General features: G+C 32.3%; 22 protein-coding genes. 15 read left to right on the top strand and 7 right to left on the bottom strand.

The window, feature by feature from the left end:
- Positions 1-20: 20 nt before the first annotated feature.
- Together HOG88_RS03250 and HOG88_RS03245 are read left to right on the top strand one after the other, a co-directional pair.
- Positions 21-545 (top strand): FMN-binding protein, encoded by a 525-nt coding sequence (locus HOG88_RS03250; protein WP_295003121.1) that lies wholly within the window; start codon positions 21-23, stop codon positions 543-545.
- A complete protein-coding gene (locus HOG88_RS03245; protein ID WP_295003119.1) occupies positions 546-1028 on the top strand; it encodes a hypothetical protein in 483 nt (160 codons plus the stop codon).
- 400 nt (positions 1029-1428) lie between these two features.
- Here HOG88_RS03245 and HOG88_RS03240 read toward each other — a convergent pair whose 3' ends face one another.
- On the bottom strand, positions 1429-2358 hold the full coding sequence (locus tag HOG88_RS03240) for an FAD:protein FMN transferase (protein ID WP_295003116.1): 930 nt from the start codon (positions 2356-2358) through the stop codon (positions 1429-1431).
- Between the two features lie 90 nt (positions 2359-2448).
- On the opposite strand from HOG88_RS03240, the gene bamA reads away from it, so the two are divergent.
- Entirely contained in the window at positions 2449-4686 is a 2238-nt protein-coding gene (gene bamA, locus HOG88_RS03235; protein ID WP_295003112.1) for an outer membrane protein assembly factor BamA, read from the top strand.
- Here bamA and HOG88_RS03230 read toward each other — a convergent pair.
- The 6 genes from HOG88_RS03230 to plsY all read right to left on the bottom strand — a co-directional run bounded on the left by HOG88_RS03230 (position 4683) and on the right by plsY (position 9564).
- The gene (locus HOG88_RS03230; protein ID WP_295003110.1) at positions 4683-6152 is read right to left on the bottom strand and encodes a Ppx/GppA phosphatase family protein; all 1470 of its coding nucleotides are present in this window, start codon (positions 6150-6152) and stop codon (positions 4683-4685) included. The genes bamA and HOG88_RS03230 overlap by 4 nt on opposite strands.
- Before the next feature lie 3 nt (positions 6153-6155).
- Positions 6156-6410: a YfhL family 4Fe-4S dicluster ferredoxin gene (locus HOG88_RS03225; protein ID WP_295003107.1), complete on the bottom strand. Its 255-nt coding sequence runs from the start codon at positions 6408-6410 to the stop codon at positions 6156-6158.
- A gap of 85 nt (positions 6411-6495) precedes the next feature.
- Entirely contained in the window at positions 6496-7794 is a 1299-nt protein-coding gene (locus HOG88_RS03220; protein ID WP_295003105.1) for a HAMP domain-containing sensor histidine kinase, read from the bottom strand.
- 53 nt (positions 7795-7847) lie between these two features.
- Complete coding sequence (hsrA, locus tag HOG88_RS03215; protein WP_295003102.1) at positions 7848-8522, bottom strand: homeostatic response regulator transcription factor HsrA; 675 nt, start codon at positions 8520-8522, stop codon at positions 7848-7850.
- A 98-nt stretch (positions 8523-8620) separates the two neighbouring features.
- Positions 8621-8950, bottom strand: a complete 330-nt coding sequence (locus HOG88_RS03210) for a dihydroneopterin aldolase (RefSeq protein WP_295003100.1) — start codon at positions 8948-8950, stop codon at positions 8621-8623.
- On the bottom strand, positions 8950-9564 hold the full coding sequence (gene plsY / locus HOG88_RS03205; RefSeq protein ID WP_295003098.1) for a glycerol-3-phosphate 1-O-acyltransferase PlsY: 615 nt from the start codon (positions 9562-9564) through the stop codon (positions 8950-8952). The genes HOG88_RS03210 and plsY overlap by 1 nt, the downstream gene beginning before the upstream one ends.
- A 103-nt stretch (positions 9565-9667) precedes the next feature.
- Between plsY and nadA the strand changes: the two genes are divergently transcribed.
- From nadA to HOG88_RS03145, 12 genes are all read left to right on the top strand, one after another.
- The gene (gene nadA, locus HOG88_RS03200; protein WP_295003095.1) at positions 9668-10666 is read left to right on the top strand and encodes a quinolinate synthase NadA; all 999 of its coding nucleotides are present in this window, start codon (positions 9668-9670) and stop codon (positions 10664-10666) included.
- Positions 10663-11478 (top strand): carboxylating nicotinate-nucleotide diphosphorylase, encoded by an 816-nt coding sequence (gene nadC, locus HOG88_RS03195; protein ID WP_295003176.1) that lies wholly within the window; start codon positions 10663-10665, stop codon positions 11476-11478. Before nadA ends, nadC begins: the two co-directional genes overlap by 4 nt.
- Before the next feature lie 37 nt (positions 11479-11515).
- Positions 11516-11743 carry a hypothetical protein gene (locus HOG88_RS03190; protein ID WP_295003093.1) on the top strand — a complete coding sequence of 76 codons (228 nt, stop codon included), beginning with the start codon at positions 11516-11518 and terminating at the stop codon, positions 11741-11743.
- On the top strand, positions 11743-12021 hold the full coding sequence (locus HOG88_RS03185) for a type II toxin-antitoxin system RelE/ParE family toxin (RefSeq protein WP_295003091.1): 279 nt from the start codon (positions 11743-11745) through the stop codon (positions 12019-12021). Before HOG88_RS03190 ends, HOG88_RS03185 begins: the two co-directional genes overlap by 1 nt.
- Positions 12022-12110: 89 nt before the next feature.
- Positions 12111-12383 (top strand): hypothetical protein, encoded by a 273-nt coding sequence (locus tag HOG88_RS03180; RefSeq protein ID WP_295003089.1) that lies wholly within the window; start codon positions 12111-12113, stop codon positions 12381-12383.
- Positions 12370-12663, top strand: a complete 294-nt coding sequence (locus HOG88_RS03175) for a type II toxin-antitoxin system RelE/ParE family toxin (RefSeq protein WP_295003087.1) — start codon at positions 12370-12372, stop codon at positions 12661-12663. The genes HOG88_RS03180 and HOG88_RS03175 overlap by 14 nt, the downstream gene beginning before the upstream one ends.
- Before the next feature lies 1 nt (position 12664).
- Positions 12665-13147, top strand: coding sequence for a DUF1566 domain-containing protein (locus tag HOG88_RS03170; RefSeq protein WP_295003085.1), 483 nt, complete (start codon positions 12665-12667; stop codon positions 13145-13147).
- A gap of 158 nt (positions 13148-13305) precedes the next feature.
- Positions 13306-15114 carry a DUF1566 domain-containing protein gene (locus HOG88_RS03165; RefSeq protein WP_295003083.1) on the top strand — a complete coding sequence of 603 codons (1809 nt, stop codon included), beginning with the start codon at positions 13306-13308 and terminating at the stop codon, positions 15112-15114.
- Entirely contained in the window at positions 15115-16116 is a 1002-nt protein-coding gene (locus HOG88_RS03160) for an LPP20 family lipoprotein (protein WP_295003081.1), read from the top strand.
- A gap of 7 nt (positions 16117-16123) precedes the next feature.
- Positions 16124-17176, top strand: coding sequence for a flagellar biosynthesis protein FlhB (flhB, locus tag HOG88_RS03155; RefSeq protein WP_295003078.1), 1053 nt, complete (start codon positions 16124-16126; stop codon positions 17174-17176).
- 27 nt (positions 17177-17203) lie between these two features.
- Positions 17204-17872 (top strand): phosphoesterase, encoded by a 669-nt coding sequence (locus HOG88_RS03150; protein WP_295003075.1) that lies wholly within the window; start codon positions 17204-17206, stop codon positions 17870-17872.
- The gene (locus HOG88_RS03145) at positions 17869-19233 is read left to right on the top strand and encodes a peptidoglycan DD-metalloendopeptidase family protein (protein WP_295003073.1); all 1365 of its coding nucleotides are present in this window, start codon (positions 17869-17871) and stop codon (positions 19231-19233) included. The genes HOG88_RS03150 and HOG88_RS03145 overlap by 4 nt, the downstream gene beginning before the upstream one ends.
- Positions 19234-19236: the final 3 nt, after the last annotated feature.

Raw genomic sequence — 19236 nt, 5'->3', positions numbered from 1 at the left:
TTAAATACAAAAGACAAAATATGAACAAAATACTATTCACCTTATTACTTACATTAAGCTCACAACTTTGGGCTCAAGTACTAATATCTCCAATTGATGCGATGAAAGAGAACTATGACTTAAACGCGACAGTTATGAAAAAAAATGTTCTTCTAAGTAAGGCTAAATTTCAAAACATTCAAAAAAATGCAGCTGCAAAACTTGATACAAAAATATACAGAATCTACACAGCTACAAGAGCTGATAAAGTTTTAGGTTATGGTATTTTAATAAATAGAAAAGTCCGCTCTAAAAATACAGTGGTACTTTACTTCATAAAGGATGCAATTCTTTTAAATATAGAGATTATTGCATTTAATGAACCACTAGAGTATATTCCTACAAAAAAATGGAACTCTCAGTTTAAAAACATAAAAACAGACACAATGCTTCAACTTAATCGTGACATTCCAAGTGTAACTGGCGCAACAATGAGTGCTAGGAGTGTAACTGATGGATCACGCATAGCTTTTGCAATTTACAATGAACTTCTAAAAGGAAAATAGTTGCGTTTTACAATTATAAAAGATTTAAAACAAGATAGGAGCATGAGACCGATTCTTAATGGTCTACTCATATTTACTATTATGTATCTTATTGCTGATTTATTTGTAATCAAAAGTTCTTTAGGACTTTTTGAACAAGAGATTTACAAGACTTTATACGGAGATAAAGATGAATTTTTAGACCCTATGAGTAAGTCCATTTTTTTGGAGTTTATACATACTCAAATATTTTTTATGATGATGATTATTTTTACTCTCAGTACTGTATATATGCGTTTAGCATTTAAACTATCTTACTCTCTTTTTGCAGTAAACACTCTTTTAGTGAGTGCTTTTATGTCACTAATATTACTTGGTCTTTCTTACTATGTTGAAAAAGACTATATATCACTATATGTTATCACTTTTTTTATTTGGCATATCGTGGCATTTTATATGGCTATTTTTTGCATATGGAGTTTAAGTTTTGCAAAATGCATATAAATACTCTGTTATCTACTTTTTATTATTTAGTCTACTTCTATTGGCAAGCAGTGTTTTTCTTTTTGAAGAAAAAATTGGATTTTCACACAGGGAAGTGATAAATTATTATTTAGGGAATGAAGTACTATTTCAGAGTTCTAAAACAACAACAGGTTTATTGAAGGTTCTCTTACCACACATTTTTGGATTTGGTCTCTTTATAATGGTAGTTTTACACTTTTTAATCTTTACTAGTTACAATAAATCAAAATACATATATATTGTAATAATAGCTACATTTATAAGTGGTTTTTTTGAGTTATTTTCATCTTTTTTTATACTGTATGGATTTGAATTTTTTGCTTATATTAAGCTCATTTCATTTATAGTATTCCAAAGTTTGTTGCTGTATATTTTTTGGCTACTTGGCTCGAGTATTTTCTACGAATAAATTTAAGTTATCACTCATATGTAAACTCTTGTCATTTTCGAGTATGATGTATGCAAGGTTTAAACTGTTTAGAAAGTCATAAGCTTCTGTCTTAGGCATCACACTACTAGCTGTAGCATAAGCATCTAATGCACTACTTGGCAGATTTGATATGAGAGTGATTGATATGAAATTCTGCTGAGAAGTTTTTGTGTTTGGATTGATGAGATGGTTGTTTTTTGTACTCTCAACATAACGATTATAGTTCCCACTCGTAGATATTCCTGTATCTCTTTTTAAAGTTTTAAATGAGATAAGTGGTTGCTCTGAGAATGGGTCATTTATATCGATATAGCATTTATGTAAACAGCGTATGTCTCCACTTAATGCAATGATTGCTTTTGATACAGACTTTTTCTTTAAATACTCGGCGACTTTATCTACTCCAAAACCCTTACCCATTCCACCTAAATCAATTTTAATATTTTTAGAAATTTTTGCATGAGTCGGTGTAAATTCTAAATCATAAAAAGAACTATTACTATTTAAAAGGGCTTCCTTACTTACAAGCCTTTGTTCTTCCCCAAACCTATATAAATCTTTAGTTATAGCACCAATTGCAATGTTAAAATAGGTATGAGATTTTTTATAGTATATTTGACTTAAATAGAGTGCTTCGTAGCTGTATTTATTTAGCTGTACCTTTTTATTTTTATTGAGACGGTAAATAGGGGATTCTTTGTTGTAAGACGAAAGGGATTTATCAACATTATTTAAAATGCTAAATGCACCGTTAAAATAATGCTTATCATTTTTTTGGAGACTTATGGTTATAAATGTTCCCATTAAAGCCTTTGTTCTACTCTGCATTTGTGCATTTGCAGATAAAAAGAGAAGAAAACAAGATATAAGAATTTTCATACCAATATTTTAGCATTTATTTTCTCTTTTTACTTATTATTAACCACATAATGGGTAGAATCACTACTAATTTTATGATACGGAATCTTGATGAAACTCTTTTTACCTCTTTTTTTATTTATATTTGCGACTAATATATATGGACAGCTGATTAAAACAATTAAATACGACGGTTTAGTGCATCTCTCAGAGAATGTTGCACTTAGAATGCTTACCTTTGAGACTGGTGATGACATAGAGGTTGAAGATGTTGATACTGCCATAAAAAAGTACTTTGAACAGGGTTACTTTAATGACATTTGGACAGAACTTGAAGATGGTGAATTGACATTTTACTTTAAAGAAAAGGCAATTATCTCTAAAGTTGTACTATCTGGATGGAAAGAAGATGAAGATGAAGATGAACAATCTGCTATTGTTCAAATTAAAAAAGGTTCTTTATACGATGAAACTAAGTTAGAAGCTGCTAAAAAAAGAATTATTGAAGCGATATCTCAAGAGGGAAAAATAGATAGTGTGGTAGAGATTCAAAAAGAATACCTTGAAAATGGAAGTATTAAAGTTACTTTTGTTGTGAGTGAAGGTGAAGAAATTGTTATTAGTAAGCTAACATACAATGGTGTTAAGGGCTTAGATAGTGATGACTTTGATTCTGTTATTGCAAATAAAGAAGAGGACTATGTAGGTTGGTTTTGGGGACAAAATGATGGAAAAATGAGTTTGAGAGATCTCCCATATGACAACCTAAGAATTAAAGATTTATACATGCAGTATGGGTATTTAGATGCTGTTGTAAATGAACCATTTGTAAGAGTAAACTTTAATCACTATACAGCAGATATGAGTTATCAGGTGTCTGAAGGTCAACCATATACTATTAGTAAAGTTTCTCTCTTTCAGAGTAAAGAAGTCATGGAAGAGTCCGAGCTTAAAGAATTTGTTACTTTAGAAAAAGGTGAAGTGTTTGATATTAAAAAGTTTCGTGGAGATGCAGAAAATATTAAAACTGCCATTGCAGATTTGAGTTATGCATTTGCACAAGTTGTACCAGACCTCAAAAAGAATAAAGAAGACCATACCGTAGAGGTTGTGTTTAAGATCAATCCAGGTGACAAAGTTAAAATTAGAAATGTTGTTATATCTGGTAATACTAGAACACTTGATAGAATCATTAGACGAGAGCTTTATCTAGGGCCGGGTGATATGTACTCTTTAACTGACTTAAAAGATTCCCGTGCTGCATTAGGGCGTTTAGGATTTTTTGATGGTACAACTATAGAAGAAAAACGTATTGACAATGAAAGTATGGATCTTGTTGTAAAACTCAAAGAAGCATCAACTGGAAACATTCAGCTTGGTGGTGGATATGGAAGTTATGGTGGACTACTCCTTAGTATAGGAGTAAATGATAGAAATATCTGGGGAAGTGGAATAAATGTTGGTCTTAAAGCTGAAAAATCAGAAACAACTCAGAATTATTCATTTAACATCTCAAATAACAGACTAAATGATAGTGACTTTAGTGGTAACTTCTCGATTTTTCACTCAGCTTATGATTATAATGATTACTCTGTCTTTAGTGATGGAGTAAGTGTCGGAACAGGACATCGTTTCTCTCGCTATGTAAGTGGTTATGTTGGTTATGGTTTTTCAAGTAATTCTTATGAATTTGAGAGTGGGGTTGATTTAGCAAACTTCGATGCGTTTTATTTTGAAGATTATTCAAAGAGTACAGTTAGTCTGAATGTTAAATGGGACAATACGGATGACTTTTATCTTGCCCGTGAAGGTTTTGACCTTTCTCAGAGTTTCGAGAAAAGTGGTCTTGGCGGGAATGGTAATTTTCTTAAGTCAAGAACTAATTATGGTAAATATACAGGTTTAGAAGAGTGGATAGGATTTGATGCTATTTTTAGATATAAAGCACGTTTAAATGTAGTGATTGATAATGGGTTTATTCCTCTTGCTGAGAAGTTTTACATGGGTGGAATAGGTAGCGTTAGAGGATATGAGTCTTACTCACTAGCTCCTACAAGTATAGATGGTGCAGGAGTTGTAAGACGTCTTGGTGGTGAAAAAACATTTTCTAACTCACTTGAACTTAGTCTTCCTCTTATTCCTAAAGCAAAGATGCGTATAGTTACTTATATAGATTGGGGAATGATAGGAGATGAATCAATTTCTGAAATATCTCGTGGTGGTTATGGTGCTGGACTAGAATGGTTTTCGCCTGTTGGACCAATACAGCTAATGTTTGCAAATCCTCTTTTTACAGAAGAGGGTGATAGAGTATCAAGTTTTGAGTTTACTATGGGACAGAGGTTCTAAGAGTTAAAGTTTACTCTAAACTCTTTGTTGTTACACTCTAACTTACCTGTAGCATACTTTGCTATATATAAGTTATTTTTAGATTCTACAGATAAAATACCTTCTTCAAAAGACAACTCAAAATCTATATTTCGTGGTCTGTGACTTAGCAGTGTAATACTAAGAGAGAGTATATAACTCAGATAATTAGTTACATTTATTTCTGGAAGTAGCTCAGCATATTTTTCTAAGTGAGAATAAGCTGGAAGTCTATTCTTTGCATACTTAGTTAGTGTCGCTATAAGTGTTGTGGTCTGATGAGAAAACCCATATTCTAATGCATTTTGTATAAGATAGTACGTATGCTTGTTTTGAGAATAGTAATGAACACTACTTCCTATAGGGTACAGTTTTGCTGCAATTGCTAATTCGTATCTATATTTATTCTCAATGTTAAAATGCTCACTTGTTAAATCAAAAAGTTTTTTACAAAGTGAGTTTAACTGAGTTGAGAAGTGAGTGTCATCTACATACGAGTCAAGAAGACATTTAACTGAGGTATTATAGTTATGAGGAAACTTATGCTTAGAGTTTCTTAGTAAGTCACTAAGATACACTCCTTCACGTACTCCAACCCCACTTGTAATGATTTTAGACATCTTAAGTTTATTTAGCACTCTTTGAATGATTAATACACCTGGTTTTATAACATCATATCTATTTTCTTTTATACCTAAATTTTCTAATGCTTCATTAGAAGCACAAAGAAGTTTATCTATATACTTCTGTAGTTTACCAGCACTGTATTCATATGCATGTATTTTATTTAAAGGATACTCATCGCGTTTTAGTATGGCATTTGAAACAGCTCTAAAAGTTCCACCAATGCCTATGAGTGTATCAAGTTGTTTATTTTGTAGTTTATCCAACTCATTGTCTATATATACTACTGCACCGTTTATATCGTTACTATCAAAATAGAGTTCTTTTAAGCGTACTGTACCAAGTTTTAAGGAGATGGTCTCTGAAACATTATCTTCATCAATAACACTGAATTCTGTGGATCCGCCACCAATATCAATACTAAGAGCATTTTTTTGTTTTGGAAGTAAGTTCGCACAAGCAATAGCTCCATAGTAAGCTTCTTGCTCTCCATTAATTACTTTAATGTCGAGTTTGAGTTTTTCTTTTATTCTTGTAAGAAATACTTTTTGATTTGGTGCATCTCGCAGGGCAGAAGTAGCTACACATAAGAGTTTTCGGACTTTGAAGGATTCACTTATCTGGAGGAAGTTTGCAAGAGCATCGAATGTTCTTTGCATTGGTATATCTTGAAGATTACCATCGTAACGGTAAGCATTTTCAGAGAGCCTCACTTTACTTTTTTCTTCATGAAGAAGATGAAACGCAAAGCGAGAAGTTCTTTCGTAAACAACCATTCTAATAGAATTAGAACCTATGTCTATTATAGCGACTCTCTTAGCCAAAGTTTATTGCTCTTCCATCTCTAGATGTTTAGCTTTAAACTGTAGTTCCGCTATTGATTCTACATTATCTTTATCAGGAACTATACAGTCAACAGGACAAACTGAAATACATGCAGGTTCATCATAGATACCTACACACTCAGTACATCTATCTGGGTCAATATAGTAAATTGGGTCACCCTCATCAATTGCTATTGTTGGACATTCTTCGCGACAAGCATCACATGCTATACATTCATCATTTATAATTAGAGCCATTAAAAAACCTTACATTTTATAGTTATTATTTTGTAGTTGATTTATAGCAAAATAAAGCTTTATTGCTTTTTAAATTATCAAACTATTAGTTATGTCTTGGAAGAATACATGATAACTTTGAGTTTAACTGTAAACTTGCGACAGTTCCATCAATATTATCTTCTCTATTTTTTATATTTATTTTAGCACCAAGAGCATCTGCTGCACTTTTTGCTAAAAAAAGACCTAATCCCACTCCAGGTTTATTACCTTGGCGTTTAAAAGGTGCAAAAAGGTCGACACTATCATCAACACCACAACCTTCATCTATTACTTCTATAAGAAGACCGACTTCATCTTGAGAGCTTCTAAGCATTATAGATTTACCTTTTGGTGTAAACTTTATGGCATTTTGTAGGAAGTTTTGTATTATTTGATTTAGAAGTGTAACTTGCATCATTGCCATAAAGCCATTTGGTTCAAAACTTATATTAAGTTTTTTTTGCTCATTCTCTGCTAAAAGATGAAAGTCATCAGCTTTAGCTTTAAGAATTTGGATAACGTCCACTTCTGTAGGTTTATCAAGTTGCGCACCTTCTTGGCGTCCAATATTAAGGATATTTGAAACAATAATATTCATTTCATCAATAGTTCTGTTAGTGACATTAAGTGTATCTATATACTCTTCAGGAGAACGCTTTTTAATAAGTGTAACTTGATTTTTTAGTTTTATCACAGCTAATGGTGTTTTGAGTTCATGCGCTGTTCCTATAAAAAGTTCTTTTTGATACTTCACAAAGTTTTGTATTCTAGAAATGAGATGATTAATAGTTATTCCTAAATCGGAAAACTCTTTTGGAAGCTTATCTATCTCTATGGGTTTCATTAAATGTTCATTCATATTTGACAACTTGGCATTTATTGTTTTTAATGGCGAAACAAGCATCTTAGACAATGCAATGGCATATATTAGAACAAGGATAAAACCTGCTATATTAATAATAAATATATAGTTAAGAATCTTGGATAGTAGATACTTAGTACTACTGATATCTTCGGTAATTTTTAAATATGTATTATTTTGAATGTTATATGGATATACAATTGTTAGGTATGTATGGGTATTTATTATTGTTTGGAATTGTGAAAGTTCTAACTTTTCTTCAGAGGAGAGGATTTCAACTTTCAAAGAAAATATATCTTCATTTAAGTGCTCATCATCTTTAAAAATAGGGTTACTACTAGCGATACTTTTAGCGTACTGAATAAGTTCATGGTGTTTATTATCATAAATGGAGTTTTCAATAAAAAAGTAAAGTATTGATGAGAAGATTAATATGAGAGATGCTAAAGAAATAATTAGCTGGATAAGAAAGTTACGACGTATACTGTGTTGATAGAGCATTGAATAATCCCATATTGAAATATGGGGATTATATCATTTAAAACTAAAAGTTATTAGTTGATTTCTTTTGGAAAACAAAATCTATAACCACGGCGACGAACAGTCTCAATAGTTGTGATTCCTAATGGCTTATCCATTTTTTGTCTAATTTGGTTAATAGCAACTTCAATAACATTTGGAGTAACCAGTTCTGGCTCTTCCCAGATTGCGTCAAGCAGTTGTTCTTTAGAAACAATTTGATCACGGTGACGAGCAAGGTGAGTAAGTACTTCAAAAGGTTTACCTTTAAGTTCTATGTCATTCTCTTTATAAGTGATTTTTTCTTCTTCAGGATTGATAATTAAGTTTTCGATTTCGATGATGTTACTTCCACCAAAACGTAGTCTCGCTTCAATACGAGCTATTAAAACATCAAAGTCAAATGGTTTTCTGATGTAGTCATCAGCACCAGCTCTAAGAGCTCCAATTTCACTTTCGTTGTCATCTCTTGCTGAAAGTACAACTACACAAGTTTTTGGAGTATTTGTTTTAATATCTCCAATAATGTCAATAGAATTTCCATCAGGAAGCATCCAATCCATAAGAACTAAATCGTAATTACGGACATCAAGATAGTATTCACCATCTTTTAGTGTTTCAACAACATCACTTTGGTAACCAAATTCTTTTAGTCCCTCAGCAAGCATTTTGTTTAATGTAACTTCATCTTCAATTATAAGAATGCGCATCAATTATTTCCTGTGTTAATATTTTGTGAAATTATAGCACAGTTTTAGGTTGATTTAAAGTTTTTTTCAACTTTCTTTAAATAAAAGTAAAGTTTGGATTAAGAATTGAATTTATAGATATTGCCTACACTTACAATGCAGTCAGGTAAAATTGAAGGTTTAGTTATCTTTAAGCTTAAAATTTGAATCTTAGAAAATTCTTTTTTAAGTTTAAGTGATAAATCTTTTAAAGCATCTTCTATGAGCAGAAATTCGGATTTAATCATAGTACTTTTAATCAGCTCAGATACATCTGCATAGTTTATAAACTCTGCAATATATTCATATTCGAGTTCTATGTTTATTATGACATCTTGTGGAGTCTCACGTTCAAAGTCTAAAATTCCAATAATTGTTTGAAATTTTAGATCTTCTATATAAATAGTCATTAAACTACACGTTTCTCTTCACCGTTAATAAGACGAATGATATTTGGAATGTGCTTGTAAAATAGTAAAAACACTATAAACATAACGGGAGCATGAGGCATCTCTGGATGAATAATAAAACTTGAAATACCAAGTGCTGCGACACCTGTAAGTGAAGAGATAGAAGATATTTTTAAAGTTTTTGCCATTACCGCCCACACAACAATACCAATAAGTGTTTCAAAAGGTATTAAAAACATCATAACACCCATACCTGTTGCTATACCTTTTCCACCTTCAAAGTTTAAGTAAGGAGAGAAACAGTGACCAACAACTGCTAAAACAGCAATGGCCCATAAAGTAGCTTCACTCATATTTAGTAAATATGCAATTGCAACAACTAGTACACCTTTGAGTGCATCAAGAGCTAGTGTAGCAATACCTAGTTTTTTTGCTAATGAAGGATTAGTCTCTTTAACTACACGTAAAACATTTGTTGCACCTATGCTTCCTGATCCACTTGCTTTAATGTCTACTCCAGCAAACTGTTTTGCTAAAAGTAGTCCAAATGGAATACCACCAACGAGATAAGCAGCAATAAAAAACTGTACATTTGTATTAAATAAAAAATCCATAAATAACCTTAATTAAATTTTGTATGACATTTTACACTTTCTATCTTAATAAGCATATAAAGTTTTTTGGTATAATCACATAATTATAAATACAGGAAATATTTTGCAATTTACAAATAATGAACTTAAAATAAAAATTAATGAATTAAAAAAGAAGTTAGACGTAACAGTTGTTGCGCACTTTTATCAACGCGATGAAGTGTTTGAAATGGGAGATATTACAGGTGATTCTCTTGAACTAGCTATACGAACGAAGGCTGATGATGCTGAGTTTGTACTTTTCTGTGGTGTTGGTTTTATGGGACAGAGTGTAAAAGTTCTGAGCCCAGAAAAACGTGTAGTGATGCCTAAAATAGCTTGTTGCTCGATGGCTCGTATGATTGACTCACTTTATTTTGATGATTCTGTAAAGTTTTTAAATGAGAATGGCATTAAAAGTGAAGACATACTTCCCATAACTTATATAAACTCAAACGCAGATGTCAAAGCAAAAGTTGGTGAGATGGGTGGAATGGTTTGTACAAGCTCAAACGCGAAGACTATCATAACAGCGGCACTCAAAGAAGGTAAAAAGATTCTTTTTGTTCCAGACAGATGTTTAGGTCAAAACATAGCAAACCAGATGGGTCTTAAGTCTATGATAATAGGTCAAGAAGGTAATCCCGCAGAGTGTGACATTCTTTGTTATGATGGTTTTTGTTCTGTGCATCAGCTCTTTAGTGTTGATGACATCGCATTTTATAGAAAGAAATTCCCAGGTATTTTAATAGCTACCCACCCTGAATGTGATCCAGCTATTTGTGATGCAAGTGATTTTGTTGGTTCTACATCTCAACTTATCAAGTATATAGCTGAACTTCCTCTAGATCAAAAAGTGGCAGTTGGAACAGAGTTTAACCTTGTAAACCGTTTACGTAAAGAAAACACTTATGTACTAAGCTCAACAAAACCAGAATGTCCAACTATGAATGAAACAACACTTGAAGATGTGTATGTGACACTCAAGGCCATAGATGATGGCGAGCCAATAAACGAGATAACTATAGATGAAAAAACTCAGAAATGGGCGAAGATAGCACTAGAGCGAATGTTGGCACTATGATAAAAAAGTTTGTACTCGAGGCACTTGGAGAAGATGTTGGCCGTGGAGATTTATATGCACTGGTTGAACCTGCAAAAACAGCGAGTGCAAAGATCATCGCTAAGAGTGATGGTGTTGTCGCTGGAGTTACATACATAAATGTACTAGCAGACTTAGAAAAGTTTGAAATAGAGTGGCTTAAAAATGATGGTGATACATTTTTAAAAGGTGACACTCTCGCTACTCTAAAGGCAGACTCACATACACTTCTTCGATGTGAACGCACAGTTTTAGACATCTTACTCCATGCAAGTTCCATAGCAACTCTTACTCGTAAGTATGTAAAGATAATAGAGCCTTATGGTGTAAAGCTTTTAGACACAAGAAAAACACGCCCGTTACTTCGTGTGTTTGAAAAATATGCTACAAGAACGGGTGGAGCCGTAAACCACAGAATGGGTTTAGATGACTCATTGATGATAAAAGATACCCATTTAAAAACCATTGAAAACTTAAGTACTTACATTATAAATGCAAGAAAAAAGATTCCCTTTACAGCTAAAATAGAAGTAGAAGCTGAGACTTTTGAGATGGCACAACTCGCGTTTGAAGCACAATGTGACATAGTAATGTGTGACAATATGACTCCAGAGCAGATAGTCAAAATAGTCGCGTTTAGAGATGAAAACTATCCTCATATACTTCTTGAAGCAAGTGGAAATATCTCTCTTGAGACAATAGAATCATATGCTAAAACAGGTGTAAACGCCATAAGCTCAGGTTCACTCATCCACCAAGCAAACTGGATTGACCTGTCTATGAAGATGGACTAGGACTTCTTATGTGCTATAATTATAAAAAGGAGTATTTATGCAGACAATTACATTACAAATAGAAAATAATATTTTTGATAAGTTTTCTTGGCTACTAAAACATTTTTCTAAAAATGAGATAAAAATTGTAAATGACATAGACTTAAAAAAATTATCGCAAGATGATTTTGATTTTGTATCTGAAGATGAACTTCTCAAAATGAAAAAATCTACACTAGATTATAAAAATGGTATGAGTGCTGACTTTGAGGAATACAAGGTTTAATGTCATATAAACTTATCTTAAACAAAAAGTCTATCAAGTTTATAAATAAACGAAGCCAACAAGATAAGAAAAATATAGATTCAAATCTATCAATGCTAAAAAACAATCCTTACCCAAATTCACTTTTAGATATAAAAAAACTTTCAAATACTGACTTTTATAGACTAAGAGTAAATAACTATAGGTTTATATATGAAATCATAGATGATGAACTAGTGATACTTATGGTTAATGCAAACAATCGAGGAGATATATACTTAAATGTATGCTCAAACTAGAGTAGATGCAATGCAGGTTGGATAGACTTGTCTATGAAGATGGATTAAAATTTGTTATATGCTATAATGTACATAGAGAAGGATTTGATATGCAGACTATACAACTACAGGTAAAAGATGGTTACACTCAAAATATTTTAGATTTGTTAGGAAGTGTGAAAGATATAATGCTTGAAAAAATAGAACTACAAAAAGACCCAAACCTAGAGTATGACCCTTACTTCTATGAAAGAAAAGCACATCTTGACAAAACTATAGCCGCTGTTGATGATGGCAGTATGAAGATGTATGAGCAAGATGAGTATGATAAGGAGATGGACTCTTTTATGCAAGACTTAGAATTAAAATATGCTAATAGTTAGAACAAAATATTTTATTCTGACACTTCAACATAGTTTAAATTATATAGCACAAGATAAAGTAAGTGCTGCTGTTAAATTTAAAAAAGATTTAGATAAACAGATAAATAACTTAGTTAATTTTCCTTATAAATACCGACAATCAAACTATTATGAAAATGAAACAATTCGAGATATGACTTTTAAAGCTTATACAATAATCTATAAAATAAAAGAAGATGAAAAAATTGTAGAGATTTTAGAAATATTTCATAAAAATCTACCACTTCAAGAAGAGAAATAAAATGATAAAAAAACTACTACTAACAACACTGCTACTAACAACACTATTCTCATACGAGATAGTTATAGACAAAACGAGTGAGGCACCAAGAGCTAAATGGGGTGATACCTTTACAAGAAATGATGCTAAAGAGCTTGTAGTAAATAATGTTACAGGTTTAATGTGGCAAGATAATAGTGCTGTAAAAAGTGTAAAGAAAAATTGGCAAGATGCAAAAGGATATTGTGAAAACTTAACCCTTGCAGGATACTCTGATTGGCATCTGCCAAGCATAAAAGAGTTAGAAACTCTAGCAGATACTACAAAGGTTAATCCAGCTATAAAAGATGGGTTTAAGAATGTTACTTCTAGTGGTTATTGGTCTTCTTCGTCAAGTGTTTCAGATTCTAAGAATGCTTGGAATGTACTCTTTCAGTCTGGCTTTTCCGGCAACTTCAATAAGACGAATGAGTATTATGTCAGGTGTGCTAGGGCAGGACAATAAATTTGAAAATTTGAGGTTTTAAGATGCAGTATGACAACTTACCAATCTATAAAAGTACCTTAGATTTTAATGTATATATTGAAACTATAGTGAAGTCTTTTGGGAAGTATGAGAAGTATACAATAGTGTTAAATTAAAAAACAGTGTAGGAGATATAAATGAAAACAATCCTTTTGATTATGATAGGTTTTAGTCTAAGTGTAGCAAATGTAGTCGTAGATAAGAAAACAAACCTTATGTGGCAAGATAACTATGATGCTAAAAATGTAAAAAAAGACTGGAATGGTGCTAAAAACTACTGTAAAGATTTAAAACTCAATGGGCATGAAGATTGGTTTTTACCAAGTCATGAGCAACTCCTAACCATTACTGATAAAAGTAAATATAATCCATCCATAAAGAAAGAATTTAACAACAGTACTTCTAGTTTTTATTGGTCTTCTTCGTCGGTTGTTTCACGTTCTGAGGGTGCTTGGGGTGTAGACTTTAAGGGTGGCAATTCCAACGGCGGCAATAAGGCATATGAGTATTATGTCAGGTGTGCTAGGGCAGGACAATCTGATACTTTGAACTTTGAAAATTTAATATCAACCTTAATAGAAAAAGAGTTAAAAAACATCCCAAAACCACCAAGTGAACTTAGTCTTATAAGGGATGAGTTTGAAAGTACAACTGAGTTTAATGCAAGAGTTAAAAAAACAAAAGCTTCTCAAAAAAGAGAGATAGTAAAATACAAAAAGAAATATGCTTCTTCCCAAGCAAAAGCGAAAGAGAATTCGATAAAAAAAGCTCTTGAAATGACTTGGGGAAAACCTCTTCTCTCGAACCTTCAATATGACGCAGACAATGGCTACTTTGTGGCAAAAATAAGCTTTGAAGCAAAAAAAAGTTTTCAAAAAAAAGTAGCTATAAAAGTCCAAAGAAAAGATGCAAGAGCTTTTAAAAATGAGTTTTCTTCTTTGAAGCCTCAGGCAGTTTTTGACTTTGATGGGAAGAACATAGTGCTTAAAGATATTCGCATTCCCTACAAGAGTAAAACTTATGCAGCACTTTTTACTGACCTAAATATAGCTGAGACAAGAGTTGCAGTGAACATAAAAAATGACGACTTAAAACTTGATAACTCCGTAGATACTAAAATATCTATAGCTGCAAACGCAGTTGGTAGTTTCGATGCTAGTGGTTTGAGAAACTATGCTGAACTCGACAATCTTCTTAAAAAATCAAAACAAGTAAAAACAAATAATAAAAAATGGCTGTTCGTAGTGGGAATAGAAAAGTACGAGTACACAGACAACATTAGCTATGCAACAAGAAGTGCAAAAATGTTCGCTAAAACTTCTCAAAAAAGACTTGGTGTTCCCAAACGCAACTCATATGTACTACTAAATGACAATGCAACACAAGCAGAGATAAAAACAAAAATGAGAAAGATGCTTAGACGAGTTAAGAAAGGTGACACTATTTACTTTTACTACAACGGTCATGGTATCCCCGTACCGAGTCTAAAAAACGAACCTTTTATGCTGGCTTCAAACTCTGAACCAGATTACATAGCAGATGAGTCATTTTTTAGTCTCAAAAACATCTATGCAAAACTGAGTGAGTCCAAAGCAAGTAAAGTTGTTGCGTTTGTCGATAGTTGTTTCTCTGGTGTGACAGATGCAAAGTCAGTACTAAAAGGTGTAGCAGCTACTAAAATGGTAGCAAAATCTGTTAAGTTTGACAAAGAAAAAATGGTAGTTATGAGTGCAGGAAAAGCAAACCAGTACTCAAATGGTTATGATAAAAAAGGGCATAGACTCTTTAGTTTTTACTTGATGAAAAATATTATCAAGGGAGATAGTGATATTAAGACACTATTTAAAGATACTAAAGCACAAACATATGATGCTTCGATGCAAGAATATGGTGATAGTAGAACGCAAGAGCCTACTGTTGATGGTAACTTTAGGTTGAGTCTTTAGATGAAAAATCTAGCACTCATTTTACTGCTCGTATCTCTGTTAAACGCAGCACCTACTTGGTACCATAACATAGAACAAAAAACCCCTAGTTCTTATGTTGGTTTTGGAAGTGCAAAGAGTGAAGTCGCAGCAAAACATGAAGCTTTGAGTGACATAGCTTCTCAAATATCTGTAGAAGTAGATACTAGGTTTTCTAGTCACATCAAAGATGATAATGGAAATCTGAGTGATGTGAGTGAGAAAAGTACTATGCAAAGAGCAAAATCTTCGATACAAGACTATAAACTACTAAAATCAGAATATAGTGATGGTAAGTATTATGTATCACTTTCGTATGAAAACATTCCATCGATTGATAAGTTTATAAGAAAAGTGAAAAGAAGTAAGTTCTTTTTAAAAGAGAAAAATGGTGTGAGCAATAGTTATCTTAAACACTCAGAGATGGCAAGTTTACTTAAAAGAGAGTTACATAAAGAGATAGAGTTCGCACTTGTTAGAAAAGATACAAAGTGGTTTATAAAGTATGAAAATATACTACAGGTCTTAGATAAAAAAGATTTCAAAAAGTTTTTCAGTTCAGTTTCAAATGCAGGACTTGAGTTAAATACAAACAAGAGAAATAACATACTTTATGAGGGTGATAAATTTTATTTTAAAGTGAACGCAACTAAGAGTGGTTATATCTCTATACTTACGGTTTATGAAGATGGAACAGTTTCGACTCTTGTGCGAAATATTAAAATAGATAAAAACAAAATGCAAAATATTCCCGATGAAGATTTTGAATCGATTGCTGAGGCTGGACTTATAGAGAGTGGGGTCGAGACTTATGACTTATATGTTGCAATACATTCTACAAAAAAGATTCATTTTGATAGTTATGCTTATGCAGATTCAGAACTTGTAAATGAAGAAAAATATAAAAACTTTGATGAACTTATGGAATTTTTAGATAATAAACATTTTACAACTTTAAAAGTTGTCACAAAACCAAGGCACTAGAGTTTAAATGGCTGACGATCAAGAAAAAACGGAAGAACCCACCGATAAAAAGATTGAAGATGCAAGAAAAGAGGGAAATGTCCCTAAGTCTCAAGATGCAGCGGGTGTTATAACTCTTTTTGTTGCGATTTTAGCAGTTTTAATTCTCTTTCCTTTCATTGCTGAGCATATGCTAAACCTTTTTAAGTACTACTTTTCATTGCTTGGAAGACCTTTAGATAAAGAGTTTATGCTTGAAGTTGCATTTATAACTATGAGAGAGGGACTTTTTATGGTTATTCCCTTGGCTATAGCAGTTGCTGTCTCTGGTGTTATAGCAGCTCTTGCCCAATTTGGATTTCTTTTTACTACTGATGCAATCATGCCAAAGTTTTCAAAAATCAATCCAATAAAAGGTGCAAAAAATCTCTTTTCGATGAAAAAAGTCATAGAGGGCGTAAAAATTACTTTTAAAGCATTTACGACATTAGGTGTAGGTTTTATTTTCTTTTTTTACTTTATAAAAGAACTTCCGACCGTTGCTCTTTTTAGTCTGCCTGACCAGTTAGATTGGCTTAAAGATAAAATGATTATCATAGCCCTTGTTATGCTCCTTATTATCTTTATATTTGCACTGATAGATATTGTTATAGTTAGAAAACAGTACTTTGATGGGCTTAAGATGAGTAAACAAGAAATTAAAGATGAAATGAAAAATATGGAGGGAGATCCTCTTATAAAGTCAAAAATAAAGCAAAAACAGATGGAACTCTCACGTCAACGAATGATGTCTGAAGTTCCAAACGCAGATGTTATCATTACCAATCCTACTCATTATGCAGTAGCCATAAAGTATGATGAAGGTGTTTCTAGAGCACCTATCGTTGTGGCAAAAGGTATTGACAATATGGCACAGCAGATTAAAAAAATTGCTCGGGAAAGTAATGTACATATCGTACAAAATCCACCACTTGCACGTTCTTTGTATGCAGAGGTAGAGTTAAACAAGGCTATTCCAGAAGCTCTGTTTGCAGCTGTCGCAGAGATATTAGCATATGTTTATAAAATGGAGAAAAAATAGTATATAATTCTAATTAAAAGTGAACTTATGTTAGAACTAAATAAAATACTCGATGCAAGTCATATTCTCATAACTACAGATGATAATTCATTTGCAAATGCAAATGCTTTATACTCTTATATATTAACACTTCATAAAAAAGTCTCAATGCATTATGTAGAAACTATTGATAGTAATCTTTCTTTCTTACCTTGGTTTGATAAAGCGAGGAGTTCTAAGGCTGTTTCCGCTGAGTATACTTTAAACGCGACAGCCGATACAAAGGCTTTGTTTTTGTTTTTTAAAGAGAACAATATAAAGATTAACCCGAAAATGGCAACTTCTCTATATGCAGGCATATTAAAACGATATAATGTGTTTGTTAGCGATGATTGTGATGGTACAATATTTGCTATTTCTAGTGAATTAATAGCACTAAATGCAGAATATCGTGCTGCAAATGAGTATATGCGAAATAGAGTTCCTCTTTCGTACTTAAGACTAAAAGCATTACTCTTTAAAAGTATGCTTCTGGTTGATAGTGCAACTGTTGCTGAGCTCTATGTAAGTGAAGGTGAACTACAAGAGAGTGGGGCATCTATGAAAGATGCATATTTGTTAATGAATGAGGCTTTAAGTCTCGTCAATGTTAACAAAGTCATGCTATATGAGTATGATAAAAATAAAAGAATGTTAATCAAGGAAATAAAAAAATGAGCAAAAAAAGCAATAATACTTCATTAGTCTTAACGATAGTCCTAAGTGTCCTCTTCGGTGCTGGAATATATATATACTTCTCTTCAATGTTTGAGAGAAATGCACCAACAATAGTGATAGACCATAGTGAGTACTGGAACCTCAAAACATCTTTAAATATCAAGATAGATGATGAGAGTGGTGTGAAGTCTTATAAAGTAGTAATGAAAAATGGTGATGAAGAAAAAGTGCTTCAGTATGAACAACTCATAGACCCTAAAAATTCTCTTGCTTTAGAAATAAAGCCACCAAGAAGTACTTACACTATTAAATCTAGTGTTGAGATAGTTGTAGAAGCGACAGACCTTAGCAAGTGGAACTTTTTAAAAGGAAACAAGGCTAAGAAGACTTTTAAATATATTATTGATAAAAAAAGACCACAATTAAACATAGTAAATAACTCATATAAAATTTCTCGTGGTGGGAGTGCTATTGTTATTTTTAAAGTTGATGATGAAAACCTTCAAGATATTTACATTAAATCAAATAATGACAAAGTCTTTCATCCTCAACCTTTTTATAAAGAGGGTTATTACATTTCTCTTTTAGCTTGGCCTGTAGTTGATAAAAACTTTAAAGCAACAGTAATAGCAAAAGACAAGGCTGGAAATATCGCTAAAGCATATATACCTCTATACTTAAAACAAAAGAACTACAAAGTTTCACATATGAAGCTTAGTGATAAGTTTTTAAAGGGAAAAATTGCAGATTTAGCAGAAGAATTTGTTGAGACGCAAGGTGTCCAAGATTCAATAGAACAGTTTAAAATCATTAACGAAGATGTAAGAGCAAAAAATGAAGAACTCATTCACGATCTTACTTCGAAAATAAACACAAAGAAGATTGACAACTTTAATATAAACAAAATGTATCCACTGAAAAATGGACAGGTTGTTGCAACATTTGGTGATCATAGAGAGTACTCTTACAATGGAGAAAATATTTCTTATTCTTACCACCTTGGACTTGACTTAGCAAGTAATTCTATGGCGAGTATTAAACCTCAAAATGGTGGAGAGGTTGTTTTTAGTGACTATAATGGACTTTATGGAAATATGCCACTTATTCATCATGGATTAGGACTTTATACACTTTATGGCCACTGTTCAAGTGTAAAAGTAAATACTTCTGATAATGTTGCAAAGCGAGAAGTGATAGCTAACACAGGAAAGAGCGGGTATGCAATGGGTGATCATTTGCACTTTGGTGTTTTAGTACAAGGTATAGAAGTTCGTCCTCAAGAATGGATGGATTGTCAATGGATAAACCTAAATATTAACAAGATTATTCAAGAAGCTAAAAATATTATAGACAGAAACTAGGAG

This window comes from Sulfurimonas sp., from assembly GCF_018698455.1.
GTDB lineage: Bacteria > Campylobacterota > Campylobacteria > Campylobacterales > Sulfurimonadaceae > Sulfurimonas.
This window is presented reverse-complemented; position numbering and strand designations above follow the sequence as displayed.

Excerpts from the sequence above, each read along its gene's own strand:
- HOG88_RS03250 (WP_295003121.1), top strand. The coding sequence starts at position 21 with ATGAACAAAATACTATTCACCTTATTACTTACATTAAGCTCACAACTT.
- HOG88_RS03240 (WP_295003116.1), bottom strand. The coding sequence starts at position 2,358 with ATGAAAATTCTTATATCTTGTTTTCTTCTCTTTTTATCTGCAAATGCA.
- bamA (WP_295003112.1), top strand. The coding sequence starts at position 2,449 with ATGAAACTCTTTTTACCTCTTTTTTTATTTATATTTGCGACTAATATA.
- HOG88_RS03225 (WP_295003107.1), bottom strand. The coding sequence starts at position 6,410 with ATGGCTCTAATTATAAATGATGAATGTATAGCATGTGATGCTTGTCGC.
- HOG88_RS03220 (WP_295003105.1), bottom strand. The coding sequence starts at position 7,794 with ATGCTCTATCAACACAGTATACGTCGTAACTTTCTTATCCAGCTAATT.
- hsrA (WP_295003102.1), bottom strand. The coding sequence starts at position 8,522 with ATGCGCATTCTTATAATTGAAGATGAAGTTACATTAAACAAAATGCTT.
- HOG88_RS03210 (WP_295003100.1), bottom strand. The coding sequence starts at position 8,950 with ATGACTATTTATATAGAAGATCTAAAATTTCAAACAATTATTGGAATT.
- plsY (WP_295003098.1), bottom strand. The coding sequence starts at position 9,564 with ATGGATTTTTTATTTAATACAAATGTACAGTTTTTTATTGCTGCTTAT.
- nadC (WP_295003176.1), top strand. The coding sequence starts at position 10,663 with ATGATAAAAAAGTTTGTACTCGAGGCACTTGGAGAAGATGTTGGCCGT.
- HOG88_RS03190 (WP_295003093.1), top strand. The coding sequence starts at position 11,516 with ATGCAGACAATTACATTACAAATAGAAAATAATATTTTTGATAAGTTT.
- HOG88_RS03185 (WP_295003091.1), top strand. The coding sequence starts at position 11,743 with ATGTCATATAAACTTATCTTAAACAAAAAGTCTATCAAGTTTATAAAT.
- HOG88_RS03180 (WP_295003089.1), top strand. The coding sequence starts at position 12,111 with ATGCAGACTATACAACTACAGGTAAAAGATGGTTACACTCAAAATATT.
- HOG88_RS03175 (WP_295003087.1), top strand. The coding sequence starts at position 12,370 with ATGCTAATAGTTAGAACAAAATATTTTATTCTGACACTTCAACATAGT.
- HOG88_RS03170 (WP_295003085.1), top strand. The coding sequence starts at position 12,665 with ATGATAAAAAAACTACTACTAACAACACTGCTACTAACAACACTATTC.
- HOG88_RS03165 (WP_295003083.1), top strand. The coding sequence starts at position 13,306 with ATGAAAACAATCCTTTTGATTATGATAGGTTTTAGTCTAAGTGTAGCA.
- HOG88_RS03160 (WP_295003081.1), top strand. The coding sequence starts at position 15,115 with ATGAAAAATCTAGCACTCATTTTACTGCTCGTATCTCTGTTAAACGCA.
- flhB (WP_295003078.1), top strand. The coding sequence starts at position 16,124 with ATGGCTGACGATCAAGAAAAAACGGAAGAACCCACCGATAAAAAGATT.
- HOG88_RS03150 (WP_295003075.1), top strand. The coding sequence starts at position 17,204 with ATGTTAGAACTAAATAAAATACTCGATGCAAGTCATATTCTCATAACT.
- HOG88_RS03145 (WP_295003073.1), top strand. The coding sequence starts at position 17,869 with ATGAGCAAAAAAAGCAATAATACTTCATTAGTCTTAACGATAGTCCTA.